The organism is Piezobacter thermophilus, from assembly GCF_055386745.1.
This window is the reverse complement of record NZ_AP042380.1, coordinates 64,946-82,015: the sequence shown is the minus strand read 5'-3', so window position 1 is coordinate 82,015 and position 17,070 is coordinate 64,946. Positions and strand designations below refer to the sequence as shown.

General features: G+C 66.9%; 16 protein-coding genes. 10 read left to right on the top strand and 6 right to left on the bottom strand.

The window, feature by feature from the left end; translation table 11 throughout:
• Positions 1-118 precede the first annotated feature (118 nt).
• The 5 genes from ACZ5CM_RS00370 (at position 119) to lpxK (ending at position 6,311) form a co-directional block, all read left to right on the top strand.
• Positions 119-1,639 (top strand): DUF2125 domain-containing protein, encoded by a 1,521-nt coding sequence (locus ACZ5CM_RS00370; RefSeq protein WP_464640255.1) that lies wholly within the window; start codon positions 119-121, stop codon positions 1,637-1,639.
• A 137-nt stretch (positions 1,640-1,776) separates the two neighbouring features.
• Entirely contained in the window at positions 1,777-3,123 is a 1,347-nt protein-coding gene (locus ACZ5CM_RS00365; RefSeq protein WP_464640254.1) for a TldD/PmbA family protein, read from the top strand.
• On the top strand, positions 3,110-3,934 hold the full coding sequence (locus ACZ5CM_RS00360) for an inositol monophosphatase family protein (protein ID WP_464640252.1): 825 nt from the start codon (positions 3,110-3,112) through the stop codon (positions 3,932-3,934). Before ACZ5CM_RS00365 ends, ACZ5CM_RS00360 begins: the two co-directional genes overlap by 14 nt.
• Positions 3,935-4,093: 159 nt before the next feature.
• On the top strand, positions 4,094-5,323 hold the full coding sequence (locus tag ACZ5CM_RS00355) for a 3-deoxy-D-manno-octulosonic acid transferase (protein ID WP_464640250.1): 1,230 nt from the start codon (positions 4,094-4,096) through the stop codon (positions 5,321-5,323).
• Entirely contained in the window at positions 5,310-6,311 is a 1,002-nt protein-coding gene (gene lpxK / locus ACZ5CM_RS00350) for a tetraacyldisaccharide 4'-kinase (RefSeq protein ID WP_464640249.1), read from the top strand. The genes ACZ5CM_RS00355 and lpxK overlap by 14 nt, the downstream gene beginning before the upstream one ends.
• Positions 6,312-6,317: 6 nt before the next feature.
• Here the strand turns inward: lpxK and ACZ5CM_RS00345 are convergent, their stop codons facing one another.
• Together ACZ5CM_RS00345 and ACZ5CM_RS00340 are read right to left on the bottom strand one after the other, a co-directional pair.
• On the bottom strand, positions 6,318-7,019 hold the full coding sequence (locus ACZ5CM_RS00345; RefSeq protein ID WP_464640248.1) for a DsbA family protein: 702 nt from the start codon (positions 7,017-7,019) through the stop codon (positions 6,318-6,320).
• A 13-nt stretch (positions 7,020-7,032) separates the two neighbouring features.
• Positions 7,033-7,551: a DUF721 domain-containing protein gene (locus ACZ5CM_RS00340; RefSeq protein ID WP_464640246.1), complete on the bottom strand. Its 519-nt coding sequence runs from the start codon at positions 7,549-7,551 to the stop codon at positions 7,033-7,035.
• A gap of 82 nt (positions 7,552-7,633) precedes the next feature.
• On the opposite strand from ACZ5CM_RS00340, the gene mutY reads away from it, so the two are divergent.
• Positions 7,634-8,698, top strand: a complete 1,065-nt coding sequence (mutY, locus tag ACZ5CM_RS00335; RefSeq protein ID WP_464640244.1) for an A/G-specific adenine glycosylase — start codon at positions 7,634-7,636, stop codon at positions 8,696-8,698.
• Between the two features lie 68 nt (positions 8,699-8,766).
• Complete coding sequence (locus ACZ5CM_RS00330; RefSeq protein WP_464640242.1) at positions 8,767-9,900, top strand: alkane 1-monooxygenase; 1,134 nt, start codon at positions 8,767-8,769, stop codon at positions 9,898-9,900.
• Between the two features lie 172 nt (positions 9,901-10,072).
• Here the strand turns inward: ACZ5CM_RS00330 and ACZ5CM_RS00325 are convergent, their stop codons facing one another.
• From ACZ5CM_RS00325 to ACZ5CM_RS00310, 4 genes are all read right to left on the bottom strand, one after another.
• Positions 10,073-11,437: an adenylate/guanylate cyclase domain-containing protein gene (locus tag ACZ5CM_RS00325; RefSeq protein ID WP_464640240.1), complete on the bottom strand. Its 1,365-nt coding sequence runs from the start codon at positions 11,435-11,437 to the stop codon at positions 10,073-10,075.
• A gap of 236 nt (positions 11,438-11,673) precedes the next feature.
• Positions 11,674-12,777 carry a DNA methyltransferase gene (locus ACZ5CM_RS00320; protein WP_464642657.1) on the bottom strand — a complete coding sequence of 368 codons (1,104 nt, stop codon included), beginning with the start codon at positions 12,775-12,777 and terminating at the stop codon, positions 11,674-11,676.
• Between the two features lie 95 nt (positions 12,778-12,872).
• Positions 12,873-13,505: a ribonuclease HII gene (locus ACZ5CM_RS00315; protein ID WP_464640238.1), complete on the bottom strand. Its 633-nt coding sequence runs from the start codon at positions 13,503-13,505 to the stop codon at positions 12,873-12,875.
• 98 nt (positions 13,506-13,603) lie between these two features.
• Positions 13,604-14,035, bottom strand: a complete 432-nt coding sequence (locus tag ACZ5CM_RS00310; RefSeq protein ID WP_464640236.1) for a hypothetical protein — start codon at positions 14,033-14,035, stop codon at positions 13,604-13,606.
• Positions 14,036-14,236: 201 nt separating this feature from the next.
• Here ACZ5CM_RS00310 and ACZ5CM_RS00305 point away from each other — a divergent pair, with 201 nt between their 5' ends.
• The 3 genes from ACZ5CM_RS00305 to ACZ5CM_RS00295 all read left to right on the top strand — a co-directional run bounded on the left by ACZ5CM_RS00305 (position 14,237) and on the right by ACZ5CM_RS00295 (position 17,062).
• Positions 14,237-14,530, top strand: a complete 294-nt coding sequence (locus tag ACZ5CM_RS00305; RefSeq protein ID WP_464640234.1) for a hypothetical protein — start codon at positions 14,237-14,239, stop codon at positions 14,528-14,530.
• Positions 14,502-15,203, top strand: coding sequence for a winged helix-turn-helix domain-containing protein (locus tag ACZ5CM_RS00300; protein WP_464640233.1), 702 nt, complete (start codon positions 14,502-14,504; stop codon positions 15,201-15,203). Before ACZ5CM_RS00305 ends, ACZ5CM_RS00300 begins: the two co-directional genes overlap by 29 nt.
• A gap of 269 nt (positions 15,204-15,472) precedes the next feature.
• Positions 15,473-17,062, top strand: coding sequence for a DUF427 domain-containing protein (locus ACZ5CM_RS00295; RefSeq protein WP_464640231.1), 1,590 nt, complete (start codon positions 15,473-15,475; stop codon positions 17,060-17,062).
• Positions 17,063-17,070: the final 8 nt, after the last annotated feature.

The following is a 17,070-nucleotide window of genomic DNA, read 5'->3' as shown; positions in this document are numbered from 1 at the left end:
CGGTTACCGGCAACAGTGGTACTGCCCGGGCGGCGGGCGGTCCAGATCTGCCGGCCCTTGACGCGTGGCCGGGCAGGGCCGACGATACGGGCGCAGTTCAACGGGAAGGGTTCTTTTCATGTCATATTCACTCATGCGCGGTTGCTCGGTTGCGCTGCTGGGCGCCTTCGCGGCCCGGGGCGCGCTGGCCGGGGTGACGGCCGAAGATGTCTGGTCGGAGTGGCGCGACTACCTGACGGGCATCGGATACGAGGTCTCGGGCACCGAAACCATGTCGGGCGGGACGCTCACGGTCAGCGACTTCGTCCTCTCGATGACCATGCCGGACGATGCCGGAGAGCTGTCGTTGACCGCGCCGAAGATCGCGTTTTCGGAAAATGGCGACGGGACGGTCAGTGTCATCCTCCCCGAGTCGCTGCCATTGCGGTTTCGCGTCACGGACGAGGAAGAGGTGGCAGGCGAGTTCCTGATTTGGCAGTCCCGGCCCGAAATGGTCGTGTCGGGCGATCCGGGCGACATGACCTACAGCTATGCCACCCCGAAAATGGACATGTCGCTGGCCTCTCTCTCGGTCGATGGCGCTCCGGTTCCGGAAGATGTCATGCGGTTCGAGATCTCGGTCGCGGACGTGAAGACCGAGTCGCGGGTCCTGATCGGCAAGGCGCGAACGTATTCGCAGACCATGTCGGCCGGGTCGGTCAGCTATGACCTGGCAGCCAGGGATCCTCAGTCCGAGGATGCCGGATCGTTCAAGGGCAACCTGAAGGGAGTGGTCTTCGAAGGAACGGGCAAGCTGCCGCTGACGATGGATTCGGACGATTTCCAGGCGTTTCTGGCCGCCGGATTCGGGTTCGACGGAACGTTTTCCTACGACGAAAGCAGCAGCCAGGTCGCAGCGCGCGGCGATGGCGAGGAATTCTCCTACGCGGGCAGCTCGAAGGGCGGATCGCTGCGGGTCGCGATGGATGCCGGGCGCGTTGCCTACGAGATGTTGCAGAAGGCGCCTTCGGTCAACATGCTGTCCAGCGAATTTCCCGTGCCGATCACGATTTCGCTGGCCGAACTCGGCTTTTCCATCGACATGCCGGTGGCGAAATCCGAAGCCGAACAGCCCTTTTCCTTCGGTGTCACGCTGGCCGAACTCACCTTGCCCGACGTGCTGTGGGGCATTTTCGACCCCGGCGGAATCCTGCCGCGCGACCCGGCGTCCCTGATTGTCGATATCGCCGGCAAGGTACAGCTGTTCGAGGATCTCATGGACCCCGAAGCGGCCATGATGATGGAAAAGACCGGAGCGCCTCCGGGGCAGGTCAACGCGGTGTCGATCCGCAAGCTGCTGATCTCGGCGGCCGGGGCGAAACTGTCTGGGACGGGCGACTTCACGCTGGACAACAGCGACCTGGAATCCTTCGGAGGAGTGCCCAGGCCCACCGGCGCGGTCAAGCTGCGCATGGAAGGCGCCAACGCGCTGATCGACCGGCTGATCCAGATGGGGATTGTTTCTGACGAGGACGCGATGGGCGCGCGCATGATGCTGGGGATGCTCACGGTTCCCGGCGAGGCGCCCGACACCATGAACTCGACCATCGAGATCAACGAACAGGGCCAGATCTTTGCCAACGGGCAGCGGATCAAGTGACGGCCTGACGGGCAATGAACACCGCATCCAGGGGCCGCCGGGCGCGGCCCTTCGGCATTTTTCCCGCCGGCCCGGGTCTTGCGGGAGCAGAGGGACGTGGCTAACTCCCTGCTGGAACATCGAAAGGTAACCCTGGAATGACCTTCAGCCCCGAAGACCTGTGCCAGAGCCTTCTGCAGGCAGCCCGCCGGGCCGGCGCCGAGGCCGCCGATGCGCTGGTGGTGCGCGAAAGCGCAGTCTCGGTGCAGGTGCGCGGCGCGGCGCTGGAACATGCCGAACGCTCCGAGGCGACCGATCTGGGCCTGCGCGTTCTGATCGGGCGGCGCCAGGCGCTGGTTTCGACCTCGGATTTCAGTCCCGCGACGCTGGCCGAGATGGCCGGGCGCGCGGTTGCCATGGCACGCGAGGCCCCCGAGGATCCCCATGCCGGGCTGGCCGCCCCCGAACAGCTGGCCGAAGGCTGGGATCTTGCGGCGCTGGAGCTGAGCGACCCCGCACCCGAGCCGTCCCCGCATGAGCTGGAGCGCGACGCGCGGGCGACCGAGGCGGCGGCGCTGGCGGTGGCGGGGGTCGAGCAGGTATCCGAGGCCGATGCCGGTTATGGCGTCCATGACATCCACCTTGCGGCGACGAACGGCTTTTCCGGCGGCTACCGGCGTACCATCCGCTGGACCAGCTGCGTGGCCATTGCCGGGATCGGCACCGGGATGGAGCGCGACCATGACAGCGACAGCCGCACCTGGCAATCGGACCTGCGCCGCCCCGAAGAGATCGGCGCCACCGCCGGGCGCCGCGCGGTGGCGCGGCTGAACCCGCGCAAGCCGCCCACCGGAAGCTTTCCGGTGCTGTTCGACGAACGGGTGTCGTCGTCGCTGATCGGGCATCTTCTGGCCGCGGCCAACGGGGCGGCGGTGGCGCGCGGCTCGTCCTGGCTGCGTGACCGCCTGGGCAGGCCGGTCCTGCCCGAGGGCCTTTCGCTGATCGAGGACCCCCACCGCCCCCGCATCGGCGCATCGCGTCCCTTCGACGCCGAGGGGCTGCCGACGCGGCGGCGGGCGATTGTCGAAAACGGTGTTCTGACCGGCTGGACGCTGGATCTTGCCAGTGCGCGCAAGCTGGGGATGGCGCCGACCGGCAATGCTGTGCGCGGCACCTCTTCGCCGCCCTCTCCGGCCAACTGGAACGTCGAGCTGACCGAAGGCGCGCACAGCCGCGAGGATCTGATCCGCGACATGGGCACCGGGCTGCTGGTCACGTCGCTGATCGGCAGCACCATCAACCCCACCACCGGCGACTATTCGCGCGGCGCCTCGGGCTTCTGGGTCGAGAACGGGGAAATCGCCTTTCCCGTCAACGAATGCACCATCGCCGGCAACCTGCACGACATGCTGCGCCGGATCGTGCCGGCCAATGACGCCCGCAAATGGCTGTCGCGGGTGGTGCCGTCGCTGCTGATCGAAGGGATGACCCTTGCCGGCGCGTGACGATCTCGCCCTGCTGGTCGAGGCCGCCCGCGCGGCCGGGCGCATCGCCTGCCGCTATTGCGGCCCCGAGGCAAGGCGCTGGGACAAGCCGGACGGCGCCGGCCCGGTGACCGAGGCCGATATCGCCGTCAACGACATGCTGGAACAGCGCCTGCGCACAGCGCGGCCCGATTATGGCTGGCTGTCCGAGGAAAGCGAGGACGATGCCGACCGGCTTGGCCGGGAGCGGGTGTTCATCGTCGATCCCATCGACGGCACCCGCAGCTTTGCCGAAGGCTCGTCCGCCTGGGCACATGCGCTGGCGGTGGCCAGGCGCGGCATCGTCACGGCGGCGGTCATCTACCTGCCGCAGCGCGATCTGCTGTTTTCGGCCGCGGCCGGAGAGGGCGCGCGCCTCAACGGGACTCCGATCCGCGCGACGCAGAAGGTGCAGCTGGATCAGGCGCAGATCCTTGCCGCGCGGCCGAACCTCGACGCGCTGCACTGGCGGGGCGGGCAGGTGCCGCGGTTTTCGCGCGCCTACCGGCCGTCGCTGGCCTACCGGCTGGCGCTGGTGGCGCAGGGGCGGTTCGACGGGATGCTGACCCTGCGGCCCAGCTGGGAATGGGACATCGCCGCCGGAGAGCTGATCCTGCGCGAAGCCGGGGCGCTGTGCACCGACCGCCACGGCGGCGCGCTGCGGTTCAACAACCCCCACCCCAAGGTCGATGGCGTGATCGCCGCCGGGGCCGAGCTTCACCGCGACCTGCTGGCGGCACTCGACCCGCAGGGGGCAGGCATCGGACCCGGCCCGTCATCCCGCACGCCTTGACCTGCGGGGCCATTGGCGTAGGTTGCGGCCGATCCGGGAACGTCCCGTCGGACAGACGAAAAGGGGAAGACACCATGGCACAGCGGCTGTCGGCTCCGGACCCGCAGGCCTTGCCCCCGGGGCGAGGCGCGGAACGGATCGGAAAACCGGGTTGACGCCTTGGCCCGCTCGCTCAGCCTTGCGGCCTATCGCGCCATTTCCCGGCGGCTTTCCTCGTCCGAGGGGATCGACTACCCCCCCCGCCCGGACGGAGAGCTGCTCTGGCTCCATGCGACGTCCCCCGGGCGGGTCCTGGCCCTGTGCAATCTCGGGGCCCGCATCCAGGCCCTGCGGCCCGGCCTGAAGGTGCTGCTCACGACCTCTCCGGAGGCGGCGCGGGCCGGGCACTGGCCGACCGATGCGGTGATCCTCACGCTCGGTTCGGACCACCCGTCGCTGGCCCGGCGGCTGGTGGAGCACTGGCGGCCGGATATCTGCCTGTGGACCGGGGGCGAGATGATGCCCAACCACATCACCTGTGCCGCCGAGCGCCGGATTCCGCTGGTCCTGCTGGATATCGGGCGGGACGAACTGCCCCCGATCCGCAGCCGCTGGCTGCCCGACCTCGCCCGCGCGACCTTTGGCCTGTTCGGAACGATTCTGACCCGCGACGACGAAACCGCGCGGATCCTTCGGCGCAACGGCATCCGGGACGGGCGGGTGCAGGCCGCCGCCCCCCTGCGCACCACGGCAACGCCGCCCGACTGCCGCGAAGAAGACCTTGAAGATGTCGTGCAAAGCCTTGACGGCCGGCCGGCATGGCTTTCCGCCGGCACCCGGGGGGCCGAGATCATGCCGATCCTGTCGGCGCATCGCGGGGCGCTGCGGCTATTGCACCGGCTGCTGCTGGTGCTGTCCCTGGCCGATCCGGCCGACCGCCAGGTGGCCCGCCGCCAGGCCCGCGCGATGGGGCTGCGCTGTGCCGACTGGGACGATGGCGATATCATCCACGAAGAGGCTCAGGTTCTTCTTTCCACCGATCCGGACGATCTGGGGCTGTGGTATCGGCTGGCGCCGGTGACCTTCGTGGCCGGCACGTTTCATTCCGGCCCCGGCGGGCAGAACCCCCTGGCGGCGGCGGGGCTGGGTTCGGCCATCCTGCACGGGCCGGAGATTTCCGGGTTCGAGACCGCCTATGCCCGCCTTGCCGCCGCGAAGGCCTGCATCGAGGTCGCCGATCAGGACGCGCTGGCGGCCGAGGTCATCCGCCTTTCGGCGCCGGATCAGGCAGCGGAAATGGCGCTTGCCGCCTGGGCGGTGGCGACCGAAGGAGCAGAGTTGACGGACCGGGTGATCGAGCTGGTCCTCGATCTGCTGGACCGGAGGAGGGGACCAGATGCGGGCGCCTGAATTCTGGAATGAGCCGCCCGGTCGGTCCGGCTGGCGTGCGCGGCTGCTGGCGCCGCTGGGCTGGCTCTATGGTCGCGCCACCGCGCTGCGCCTTGCCCGCGGCCGGCCCGAACATCCGGGCGTTCCGGTGATCTGCATCGGCAACCTGAACGCAGGCGGCACCGGCAAGACGCCGACGGTGATCTGGACGGTCGAGCAACTGCGCGCCGCCGGCCATGACCCGCATGTGGTCACGCGTGGATACGGGGGATCGAGCAAGGGGCCGCTGCGGGTCGATCCCCGCCGGCACGGGGCGGCCGAGGTCGGGGACGAGCCGCTTCTGATCGCCGCCTTCTCGCCGGTCTGGGTGGCGCGCGACCGCGCTGCCGGGGCGCGGGCCGCCGCGGCTGCGGGGGCCTCGGTGATCGTGCTGGACGACGGGTTCCAGAATCCCGCCCTGGCCAAGGACTTTTCGCTTGTGGTGGTGGATGCGCGGATCGGCTTCGGCAACGGGCGCTGCCTGCCTGCCGGCCCGCTGCGCGAGCCGGTGGCGGCGGGGCTGGCGCGCGCCGATGCGCTGTTGTCGATCGGAGTTGCGCGCGCGCAGGCGGGTTTTGCCGCGCGCTGGGGCGGGGTCGTGCCGGTCCCGCACCTGACCGGAGAGTTGCGCCCCCTGCCCACGGGGATGGACTGGGCCGGGCTGCGGGTGCTGGCATTCGCCGGAATCGGCCACCCGGAGAAATTCTTTTCCACCCTGCGCGGCCTGGGCGTCGATCTGCTGCGGGCCGAGGCGCTGGAGGATCACCAGGCGCTGACGCCGGCGCTGATGACGCGGCTCGAGGCCGAGGCGAAGCTGCTGGACGCCCAGATGGTGACCACGGAAAAGGATGCCGTGCGCCTGCCCGACAGCTTCCGCAGCAAGGTCGTCACCCTGCCAGTGCGTCTGCACGTGGCCCAAGGCGACGCGCTGGGTGCGATGATGCTGCGGGCCGCGCCGCCGCCCGGCTGATCGGTTTCAGCGGCTCAGCTCGGCGTCGAGGATCGCCTTGAAGCGCTCCCAGGGCTGGTTCTCGACCAGCTTGCCGTTGATGACGAAGGTCGGTGTGGCCTCGATCCCGTCGGCCTGGGCGTTCTTCTGATACCAAGCCACCAGCGCCTGCGCCTTGGCTGCATCGCTGAGGCAGGCATCAAGCTTTTCGTCCGAAATCCCCGCAAGGCGGCCGATCTTGCGCAGGCTGGCGACGATTTCCTCGGGGCTGTTGCCGCGGGCCCATTCCGACTGCCCCTTGTAGATCAGATCGGCGACGCCGAAGAACTTGTCCCCCTCGCAGCGCGCGATCATCGATGCCCACAACCCGTAGCGGTCGAAATAGACGTCCCGATAGATGAACCGGACCTTGCCGGTGTCGATATACTCCGCCTTCAGCTTCCTGAACGGGCCTTCATGGAAGTTGCGGCAGTGCGGGCAGGTGAACGAGGCATATTCGATGACCGTGACCGGTGCATCCTCGGCGCCCAGCGTCATTTCCCGGATGGGTGCGGGATCCACCGAAGCCCGTTCGACATCGGCGGCTGCCGTGCCGGTGCCGTTTCCATCCGAAGCCGTCGGGGTCGAGGGGGCGGCAGCGGTCGCATCTTCCCCCCTGCCGAGCAGGAGATAGGCGCCTCCCGCAGCCAGCAGGACCAGCACCGCAATCGCGGAAATCAGTCGGGTCATTTCGTGCCCTTTCTCAAGACCTTCCCCTAGATAGAACGTTGCGAGCCAGACGTTCAAGGGCAGTTCGAAGGTCATGGTCCTCGATCTGCGCCGCGGTTTGCGCCGCCTTGCGCGCGATCTGCGGATCCGGGGAGGGATCACGGCCGGGAGGCATCTTCGGTTTCGGCCCTGCGAACACCGCCTGACCTTCGGAAAAGCCGGTCGGTGCCGTCTGGGTGATGCGCACGCGGCTTATGGCATTATAGCCGTAAATGGCATTGACCCTTTCGCGCAGGCGTTCCTTCTGCATCTCCACCATCGGGGCATGGGCGCCCGCCGCCAGAACCGTGAGCGTTGCGCCAAAGCCGCCGCGGGCGTAGCTGATCTTCACGGGGCGGCAAATGGCCGCAATCTCGGGACCGGCGATTTCGTCCCAATGGGTCAGCACGCGCGACACGGCGAAGCCGCGGCTTTCGCCGGCGCGGCGAATCCGTTCCCCCAGCACCGAGGCGGTGCGTTTGAAGCCGCGCGTTGTCGATGGTCTTGGCGTCATGGGTGGATTCCCTGCTCGTGCCGCCTATTGTAGCCACCGAACGGGCAGGTACCAGCGAAACCGGACGAAGAAGGCCAGAAGATTGCGCAACCCGACCACAAGCCGCGCCGCGATCATCCGGGATCTGCTTGGCTGGTATGATGCGAACGCCCGCGACCTGCCTTGGCGCGTCGGGCCGGCCGCGCGCGCCGCGGGGCAGCGCCCCGACCCCTACAGCGTGTGGCTGTCCGAGGTGATGCTGCAGCAGACCACCGTGGCGGCGGTGCGCGACTATTTCCTCCGCTTCACCCGCCTGTGGCCGACGGTCGGGGCACTGGCTGCGGCGCCCGAGGCGCGCGTGCTGGGCGAATGGGCCGGGCTTGGCTATTACGCGCGGGCGCGCAACCTGGTGAAATGCGCCCGTATCGTGGCCGGAGAGCTTGGCGGACGCTTTCCCGACACACGCGAGGGGCTGATCGCCCTGCCCGGCATCGGCCCCTATACGGCGGCGGCCATCGCGGCCATCGCCTTCGACCGCGCAGAGGCCGTGGTGGACGGCAATGCAGAGCGCGTTCTGGCGCGTCTGTGGGCCATCGACACCCCGCTTCCGGCGGCCAAGCCTGCGCTGCGCGCGCGGGCGCAGGAACTGACCCCGCGCCGCCGCCCCGGCGATTTCGCGCAGGCGATGATGGATCTGGGCGCCACCATCTGCACGCCGAAATCGCCTGCCTGCGGTTCCTGTCCGCTGCGCGCGCCCTGTCGGGCGCGCAGTGCCGGAACCGCCGCCGACCTGCCCCGGCGCGTGGCCAGACGCCCCCGGCCGGTGCGGCGCGGCATCGTCTGGATCGCCCGCAGCGAGGACGGCGCGCTATGGCTGGAACGCCGCCCCGAGAAGGGCCTTCTGGGCGGGATGCTGGGATGGCCCGGCAGCGCATGGCGCGAGTCCGAACCCGACGACACGCCCCCCTTTCCCGCTGACTGGCAGACCCTGCCCGGCGAGGTGCGCCATGTCTTTACCCATTTCCAGCTGATCCTGACCGTCCGGCACGCCGAACTGCCCGCCGGATTCCAGCCGCCAGGCGGGTTTCTTGTGCCGGTCGACAGCTTCCGCCCCTCGGACCTGCCCTCGGTGATGCGCAAGGCCCATGATCTGTGGCGCGGCCGGTGACAGGCTTGCTTTGCCGGCAGCACCGCTTCGGTTATGATCCGGCCAGAACCGAAGGATCGAGGCCCGACATGATCCCCGCCGAGCATCTGCGCCGCTGGCAAAGCGCGCTTCCCTTCTGGCTCTCGTACCTGCTGGTGCCGCTCTTGTGGATCGGCGCCGCATGGGGGGGGTGGTGGGTGCTCGTCGTGCCCGCGGTGACGTGGTACCTGTTTGCCGGGCTCGACGGGATTGCCGGGCTGAACACCGAAAACGCCGACCCCGAGACGCCCGAGGACGACCTGTTCTGGTATCGCATCCTCACCATGGTCTGGGTGCCGGTGCAATTCGTCACCCTGTTCGCGCTGATCGCCTGGACCACCCGCGCCGGCCACCTGTCGGTGATCGAGCGGATCGGCCTGTTCTTCGGCATGGGGGTCATCTCGGGCACCGTCGGCATCAACTATGCCCATGAGCTGATGCACCAGAAAAGCCGGCTCGAGCGATGGCTGGCCGACATCCTGCTGGCGATGGTGCTGTATTCGCATTTCCGGTCCGAGCACCTGCTGGTGCATCACCGTTACGTGGGCACGCCCCGCGACCCGGTGACCGCGCGCTACAACGAAGGTTTTTACCGCTTCTACCCGCGGGTGCTGCGCGACTGCCTGTTGTCATCCTTCCGGGCCGAGCGCGCGCGCCTGGCCCGCAAGGGCCTGCCGTGGACGCATCCCTCGAACCCGTTCTTCCGCTACTGGGCGCTGCAGGCGGCGATGCTGCTTCTGGCGCTGGGCTTTGGCGGCTGGGCCGGGCTGGGGCTGTTTCTGGTGCAGGCCGGCACCGCCGTGTGGCAGCTGGAGCTGGTGAACTATGTGGAACATTACGGGCTGACGCGCAAACATCTGGGGGACGGAAAATACGAACGCGTCCTGCCGCAGCATTCGTGGAACGCGGCGCACAGGGTGTCGAACTGGCTGCTGATCAACCTGCAGCGCCACTCGGACCACCACTACAGGCCCGACCGGCGCTTTCCGCTTCTGCAGACCTATTCCGAGGCGCAGGCGCCGCAACTTCCCTACGGCTATCCGGTGATGACCACCGTCGCGATGATCCCGTCGCTGTGGCGGCGGATGATGAACCCGCGGGTCAGGCGGTGGCGCGAAATGTATTACCCCGAGGTCACCGACTGGAGCGCCTACGACAAGGCCCGCAACCCGATGCCGCGATAGAGCATGTCGCTCAAAAGTGTGCACCGGTTTTGAGCTTCTCGGACATGCGGCATACAAAGGTTTGCATGTCGCTCAAAAGTGGGCACCGGTTTCGAGCTTCCCGGACATGCGAAAACAAGGGGGTGGAGCATGTCGTGTGAATATGAATGAACGCGACATGCTCTGGAGGGGCTCACGCCGGCCCTTCGGCCCCGTCCGGCAGCTTCCAGATGGTGATCGGCGCGTCGATGCCTCGTATCCGCTGTGCCTCGAGCCGGATGAATCCGCGAAGGCCCGGGTGATCCTCGCCGGATTCGCGGATCACCTGGTTGCGCAGGTCGTCGCTCATCACCAGCCGGCAATCATGGTCGCGGGTCAGGGCTTCAAGCCGGCTGGAAATGTTGACCGTGTTGCCGATCACCGCGAATTCCAGCCGGTTGGCGCCGATATCGCCCAGAACCGCCGGGCCGTAGTGAATGCCGATACCGGCATAGATTTCCTCTTCGCCCTGCCGGCGGCGTTCGTCGTTCCATTCGTCCATGGCCTTGATCATCATCCGGGCGCAATCGAGCGCATCGGTGGCGTCATGCCTGCCGGCAAGCGGCGTGCCGAAGGTCGCCATCAGCCCGTCGCCCAGATACTTGTCGAGCGTGCCGTCATGGCGGAACACGGCCTCTTCCATGCGCGCGTGAAAGCCGCGCAGGACCTCGATCACGTCATGCGGGTCGCGCCCCGAGGCAAAGCGGGTGAAATCCACGATGTCCACGAACAGGACGGCGATGTCCTGTTTGCGCACCTGTTTCAGGGGATCGTCATTGTGCGAAAGCTCCTCGACCACGTTGGGCGAGAAATAGCGCGACAGGTTCGCGCGCTCGCGCTCCAGAGCGGCGTTGTTTATCAGCAGCCGGCTGAACCGGCGGGCCGAGAACGCCAGAGTGACCGCGACGATCACGAAGACCACGATTTCCTGCACCCGCAGGGGCACCTGGAAGCTGTTGGGATCGAGAAATTCCGCCAGCCGGGGCTGGTCGGCCAGGGCCGCGCTCACGGCTGCGGTCAGCGTCGGGTCGGGCTCGGACAACCACCAGGCCAGGCCGAGTGCCGCTGCCCACATCGCTCCGGTCCACAGGCCGATGGCGATCACCGTGCGCCACGAATAGGCCAGCGTTCCGGCCGCCAGGATGACGAAGAAGTAGAGGAAATTGTCCAGCCGGTACTGCATCGCCAGCGGCATGTGATCGGTGGCGAAAGGGTTGGGCACCACCATGCCCGTGGTCATGATGAGCAGATCGACGAAGATCAGCGCCAGCTCCCGGCGCGACTGTCCGACCCGCCCGACCTTGCGGATGAACCAGCCGTTCAGCGCCAGCAGGCCGAGGATCGCGTGGTAGAAGATCACCTCGGCGCCGGGGTTGAGGAAGATCAGGAACACGGCGATCAGCGCCAGGGCAATCCAGCGCGCCTTGATCGCCAGTTCCAGACCTTCCTTCTTGTGCCGCTCCAGTGCGGCGGCGGTATACCTGTTCGGCGCCACAGCTGCGGGATCGAGACCGGGCATGATCCTTCTCCGGTTCCGGGAGGTCACGGCAGGGGAATCCGTCATATTCTCATTTTCCTATATGTTGTCGCACGAGATAGGCGCAAAGCCGCGGGAATGCACCCCCTGCCGAGGGGCGCAATATGCCGCAATGGCGAAACGGAAAAAAGCCCCGCCGGCATGGCGGGGCAGTGTGGCGCCGCGTGACAGGCCACGGGCGCCGGGCGGAATTTTCGGATTTCGGGCTGCTTGCGGCGTCAGTTGCGCATCTCGGCCCGGATCTGCTGGCGCAGGACGTCGATGGGCACGGTCTTGCCATCGCGGCGGAAGCACCAGTAGGTCCAGCCGTTGCAGCTGGGTGCGCCTTCCAGATGGGCGCCGACCTGGTGGATCGATCCGGTCACGTCGGCGCCGACGAGGGTGCCATCGGCACGCACCTTGGCCTTGTGGCGGCCGTTCATGCTCAGCAGCTCTTCGCCCGGGCGCAGCAGGCCGCGTTCGACCAGCTGGCCGAAGGGTACGCGCGGCTCGGCCCGCCTGGAGGCGCTGACCTGAAGCGCCTCGCGGTCGAACTTGCGGACCCTGGCGATGCGCTTGCGCGCGACCTTGCGATAGGCGTCCTCGCGTTCGATCCCGATCCAGTCGCGGCCCAGCATCTTGGCCACCGCGCCGGTGGTGCCGGTGCCGAAGAACGGGTCCAGCACCACGTCGCCGGGATTGGTCGAACCGACCAGAATGCGGTGCAGCAATGCTTCGGGCTTCTGCGTGGGGTGCGCCTTGTCGCCGTTTTCATCCTTGAGCCGCTCATGTCCGGTGCAGATCGGCAGCACCCAGTCGCTGCGCATCTGGATGCCTTCGTTCAGCGCCTTGAGGGCCTCGTAGTTGAAGGTGTATTTCGCCCCTTCCGACTTCGAGGCCCAGATCATGGTTTCATGGGCGTTGGTGAAGCGCTTGCCGCGGAAATTCGGCATCGGGTTCGATTTGCGCCAGATCACGTCGTTGAGGATCCAGTAGCCCTGATCCTGCAGCGCCGCGCCCACGCGGAAGATGTTGTGATAGGATCCGATCACCCAGATCGCGCCATTGGGCTTGAGCAGCCGCCGTGCCGCCTTCAGCCAGTCGCGGGTGAACCGGTCATAGGCGGCGAAAGAGGAAAACCTGTCCCAGTCGTCATCCACCGCGTCCACGCGCGAATTGTCGGGGCGGTGAAGCTGGCCCTTGAGTTGCAGGTTGTAGGGCGGGTCCGCGAAGATCAGGTCGATGGACGCCTCGGGCAGGCTGTTCATCACCTCGATGCAGTCGCCTTCCAGAATGGAATTCAGCGGGAGCGCCGCGGCGTCCCTCGTCGTGGTCTTGGTCATTTCACTGCCTCTGTCGCGGCGCTTTGCGCGCTCGTTCATGTTCGTTCGAGGCAAGAATGATTCAAACGCGATTCCCCGTCAAATTCTTTTTTGAATCAGTCACTTACAGATTTTTCTTGATACAAGATGTTGTGTACCGGCCGGAACGATCGTCTATGATGTGGGGTGACACCAAGATTTTGAAGCGCTTCGCGGTGCCGTTTCGACGGATAGCCGGCATTGGTTTCCCAGCCATAGCCGGGAAAGTGTTGCGCCAGATCCACCATGATCCGGTCGCGGCAGGTTTTCGCCACGATCGAGGCCGCCGCGATCGACAGCGACCGGGCATCGCCCCTGACCACGGCCCGCGCCGGAACGGTCAGTTCGCGCGGGCAGATGGTGCCGTCGATCAGAACGAAATCGGGGGTCGGGTTCAGCGCTGCGACGGCGCGGGCCATGGCAAGATGACTGGCGCGAAGGATGTTGAACTCGTCGATCTCGGCCACGCTGGCATGGGCGATGGCCACTTCGGCGCGGGCGTGGATGATTTCGGCCAGGGACTCGCGCCGCCGCGCTGTCAGCTTCTTGGAATCGTTCAGCCCCTCGGGGATGTCGCCGGGGTTCAGGATCACCGCTGCCGCCGTGACCGGGCCTGCCAGCGGCCCGCGGCCCACCTCGTCCACGCCGGCGATCCGGCAATGGCCCTGCGCGATCAGGTCGGACTCCAGGCGAAAATCGGGCGTGCTCATGGGGCAAGGGAAAACCGCGAATCCGGCCCCGACACAAGGAAAAACCGAAGAGAGGGCACAAGACCCCCTCTCCGCGGGCATGCGGGCCGGTGTGATGCCTAGCGGCGGATCACGTAACCCTTGCCGCGCAGGCAGGTCGGGTCATAGCCGGTGCGCCACTTGCGTCCGTTCCAGAACGTGGCACGGCACTGGCCGGGAAGCTGCGCGGTGGAGCCGTAATAGCGGCGCAGGCAATTTTCGCCCACCAGCGTATCGTTGCCGCGATAACGGGGCGTTGGCAGAAGGCAGTATTGCGGAACCACGAAGCGGCTGACCTTCGGCTTCGGCGGCCGCCATGTGGGCCGGGTCGTGGTTGTCACCTGGACGGACGCTTCGCGGCTGCTGCGGATGGCGGCCCCGATCAGGGCAAGCGCGGCGATGCCTGCCAGGATGCGGGTGGTTTCGTCGGCGCGGGCCGGTTTCGCGACCAGCGAGATGCCGGTAACCGCGATGGCGGCGGAAACGATGAGGGCGATGAACTTGCGATGCATGACGGGGCTCCTTTCCCTGGCGCAACGGGGCGCGTTGTCCGGTTGATCCGATCTGCCCAGGGGCGGGCCGGATCGGCGATGACCCGAGGCTGGGCCCGGTCGCCCCGGACAGGCAATATCAGCCGCCCGTTATCCGATATCGGTCGTGGCAACGCCTTGTCGTTATTGAATAACGCCCGCTTTCCGCGCAGGATCGGGGGCATGAGACACGCCTTGCTTATCCTCGCCCTTGCGCTGGCTGCTGCGGTTCCTCCCGCCTCGGCCGGCGCCGCCAACTGCTTTGCCGACTACAAGGCCAAGCGCGACAACCCTCTGCGCCTGCATTACGGTGTGATGCAGCTGCAGGGCGAATGCACCCGCGCCGCGGCGCAGGCCGAGGTGGCCGCGCGGCTGGCGCGTGCCGGATGGACCTTGCTCAATGTGATATCCGTCTTTGGCCCCGAGGGCCTGAAAGGGAAGAAGGCGAATGCGGGAAAATTCTATCTCCGTTTCTGAGGCGCGCCGCTCGGGCACCCGCATCGTCGCCTTCGGCATCGCGGCAATCGTCCTGATCCTGGCCGCGACCGGGGCGCTGCTGCTGCTGACCCTGCCCGACGCCAACGCCTTCAACGCCCGGGTCGAGCGCCTGTTCGTCGAGAACGACCTGACCAGCCAGGCCGAGATCAGGCTGCTCGAAATCCTCGCCCAGTCCGGTACCGCCTTTTCCGACACGCTGGCCAGCTACCGGATGGTGATCTTCGTGCTGCTGGTGTTTGCCACCGCGATGATGATCGCGGCGCTGGTGTTTCTGGTCATGCTGGTGACGCTCAACCGGCGGATGGCGCAGATCGAACAAGCCGGCATCCAGGTCAATTCGCTGCTCATCAGCCGCGAGGAAAACACCGTCTATCTGAACAATCTCGACTTTCGCCTGACGCCCGCGGCGATGGAGACGCTGGCGGTTCTGGCCGAGGCGCGGATGGATGACGAGGTGCTCTCGGGGGCGCAGATCGAGGCGATGATTTCCGGGCGCGACCCGGCCGACTGCGACGAGGCGGCGGGCGCGACCCGGATCAAGCGGCTGCGCGACACGCTGGGCAACCAGATCGTCAGCCAGCTTCTGGTCCGGAACATCGCCAAGCGCGGCTACATGCTGTCCATCGACAAGGACGTGATCCGCATGGTCTGACCGTCGGCAGACGCCCTCGATGCTGCGGAAACCCGCGCGGGACGGGCAATACAGGACCGCGTTCGGGTGGTATTGTCACGATGGCCGCCGAGGAGCGCGGATGCGCCGAACATGTTTCATTCCGGTACCGAATCCGGGGAATTTCCTCCATTGTCCCCACGATTGATCAAATCCGGGTCATTGCCGGCCGATTTGCTTTGAAACCGGGCATTGCGAGGCCATCATTACCGGCAACACCCGTGTTCCCCGTGCATCGGAGGTGCCGACTGATGAATGTTCACCGCCCGACCGAATACTATTCCATCGAGACCGAACCGCTGAAGGGCAGGGTCATCGCGCGTCGCGGCGATCTGGTGCTGGCCGACAGCTCGCGGGCCCGGGTGATGTATGAGACCCGGCTCGATCCCGCGATCTATTTCCCGCCCGAGGATATCCGGGTGACGCTGGAAGGGCCGACCGGTCTGCAGACGTTCTGTCCCTTCAAGGGCACCGCCAACTATCGTGACATGATCCTGCCCGATGGCGAACGGATCACCAACGCGGTCTGGAGCTACGAGGACGCCCTGCCCGAATCCGGCGACATCCGCGGCTGCCTTGCCTTCATGCCCAGCGCCGGCGCCGAGATCGACCTGGGAGAGGCAAGTCTGCGCGAACCGGACAGGGGCAACCTTTGCGGCCCGCTGATCGACTGGCTGCTGCTGGATGCCGCGCGCGCCAGCACCCCCGAGGCGTTCACAAGGGCGCTGGCGGAAAAACTGGTCGAACAGGGGGTGTCGGTGATGCGGCTCAGCGTGATGATCTGGTCGCTGCATCCGCTGATCGTCGGCAAGAACTACGTCTGGACCAGGGACGAGGAAGAGGTGGCGACCTTCGCGCCGTCCTACGAGATGCACGATCATCCCGGCTTTCTGAACAGCCCCCTGCGGCACGTGGCCAACGGGCTGGGAGGCGTGCGCCAGAAGATCGGCACCGACTACCGCGAAAACAGCTTTCCGATCATCGAGGATCTGCGCGCGATGGGCGCCACCGACTATGTTGCCATGCCGCTGGTCTTTTCCGACGGGCGGCGCCATGTGCTGACCATGACCAGCGACCGCCCCGAAGGGTTCACCACCTCCAATCTCGGGCTGGTCTATGAATGCGCACCCAGCATCAGCCGGTACTACGAGGTCTTCCTGCAACGCGAGAATGCGCGCACGATTCTGGAAACCTATCTGGGCAAACGCGCCGGAGCACGGGTGCTGGGCGGTGAAATCCGCCGCGGTGACGGCGACGAGATCGACGCCGCGATCATGTTCTGCGACCTGCGCAATTCGACCGCGCTGGAAGAAACGCTCGACCGGGAAATGTTCCTTGCCCGGCTCAATGAGTTTTTCGAGGTCGCCACGGACGTGGTGCGGAAAAACGATGGCGAGGTGCTGAAATTCATCGGCGATGCGATCCTTGCCGTGTTCCCGGCGGGCGATGATGATGATTCGGATGCCGCCCGTGCCCGCGCGCGGCAGGCGGCGCGGGACATCACCATGCGTCTTGCGGGGGCGGGCGAATCGCCGTGCACCTATCCCTGCGACTGCGCCATTGGGCTGGCCTATGGCCGGGTGACCTATGGCAATGTGGGCTCGCGCGACCGGCTCGATTTCACCGTGATCGGCCAGGCGGCCAACATCGCCGCGCGCCTTGCCGACCAGGCCAAGAAGATCGGCCACCGCATCGTGGCGACCCGCAACATCGTGGGTGATGCGCCCGAGGGCAAGGCGCTGGGCGCGCTGCGGCTGCACAACGTTTCGCGCCTGGTCGAGGCATACACCCTGCCCTCCGGCGTCGACTCCGAAGCTGCCGTTCCGGCAAGGGTGTCCTGAAGGCGCGC

Bases quoted from the DNA above. Each gene is read 5' to 3' on its own strand.
- ACZ5CM_RS00345 (WP_464640248.1), bottom strand. From the start codon at position 7,019: ATGACCCGACTGATTTCCGCGATTGCGGTGCTGGTCCTGCTGGCTGCG.
- ACZ5CM_RS00325 (WP_464640240.1), bottom strand. From the start codon at position 11,437: ATGCCCGGTCTCGATCCCGCAGCTGTGGCGCCGAACAGGTATACCGCC.
- ACZ5CM_RS00340 (WP_464640246.1), bottom strand. From the start codon at position 7,551: ATGACGCCAAGACCATCGACAACGCGCGGCTTCAAACGCACCGCCTCG.
- ACZ5CM_RS00320 (WP_464642657.1), bottom strand. From the start codon at position 12,777: ATGACCAAGACCACGACGAGGGACGCCGCGGCGCTCCCGCTGAATTCC.
- lpxK (WP_464640249.1), top strand. From the start codon at position 5,310: ATGCGGGCGCCTGAATTCTGGAATGAGCCGCCCGGTCGGTCCGGCTGG.
- ACZ5CM_RS00315 (WP_464640238.1), bottom strand. From the start codon at position 13,505: ATGAGCACGCCCGATTTTCGCCTGGAGTCCGACCTGATCGCGCAGGGC.
- ACZ5CM_RS00330 (WP_464640242.1), top strand. From the start codon at position 8,767: ATGATCCCCGCCGAGCATCTGCGCCGCTGGCAAAGCGCGCTTCCCTTC.
- ACZ5CM_RS00310 (WP_464640236.1), bottom strand. From the start codon at position 14,035: ATGCATCGCAAGTTCATCGCCCTCATCGTTTCCGCCGCCATCGCGGTT.
- ACZ5CM_RS00365 (WP_464640254.1), top strand. From the start codon at position 1,777: ATGACCTTCAGCCCCGAAGACCTGTGCCAGAGCCTTCTGCAGGCAGCC.
- ACZ5CM_RS00295 (WP_464640231.1), top strand. From the start codon at position 15,473: ATGAATGTTCACCGCCCGACCGAATACTATTCCATCGAGACCGAACCG.
- ACZ5CM_RS00300 (WP_464640233.1), top strand. From the start codon at position 14,502: ATGCGGGAAAATTCTATCTCCGTTTCTGAGGCGCGCCGCTCGGGCACC.
- ACZ5CM_RS00370 (WP_464640255.1), top strand. From the start codon at position 119: ATGTCATATTCACTCATGCGCGGTTGCTCGGTTGCGCTGCTGGGCGCC.
- ACZ5CM_RS00305 (WP_464640234.1), top strand. From the start codon at position 14,237: ATGAGACACGCCTTGCTTATCCTCGCCCTTGCGCTGGCTGCTGCGGTT.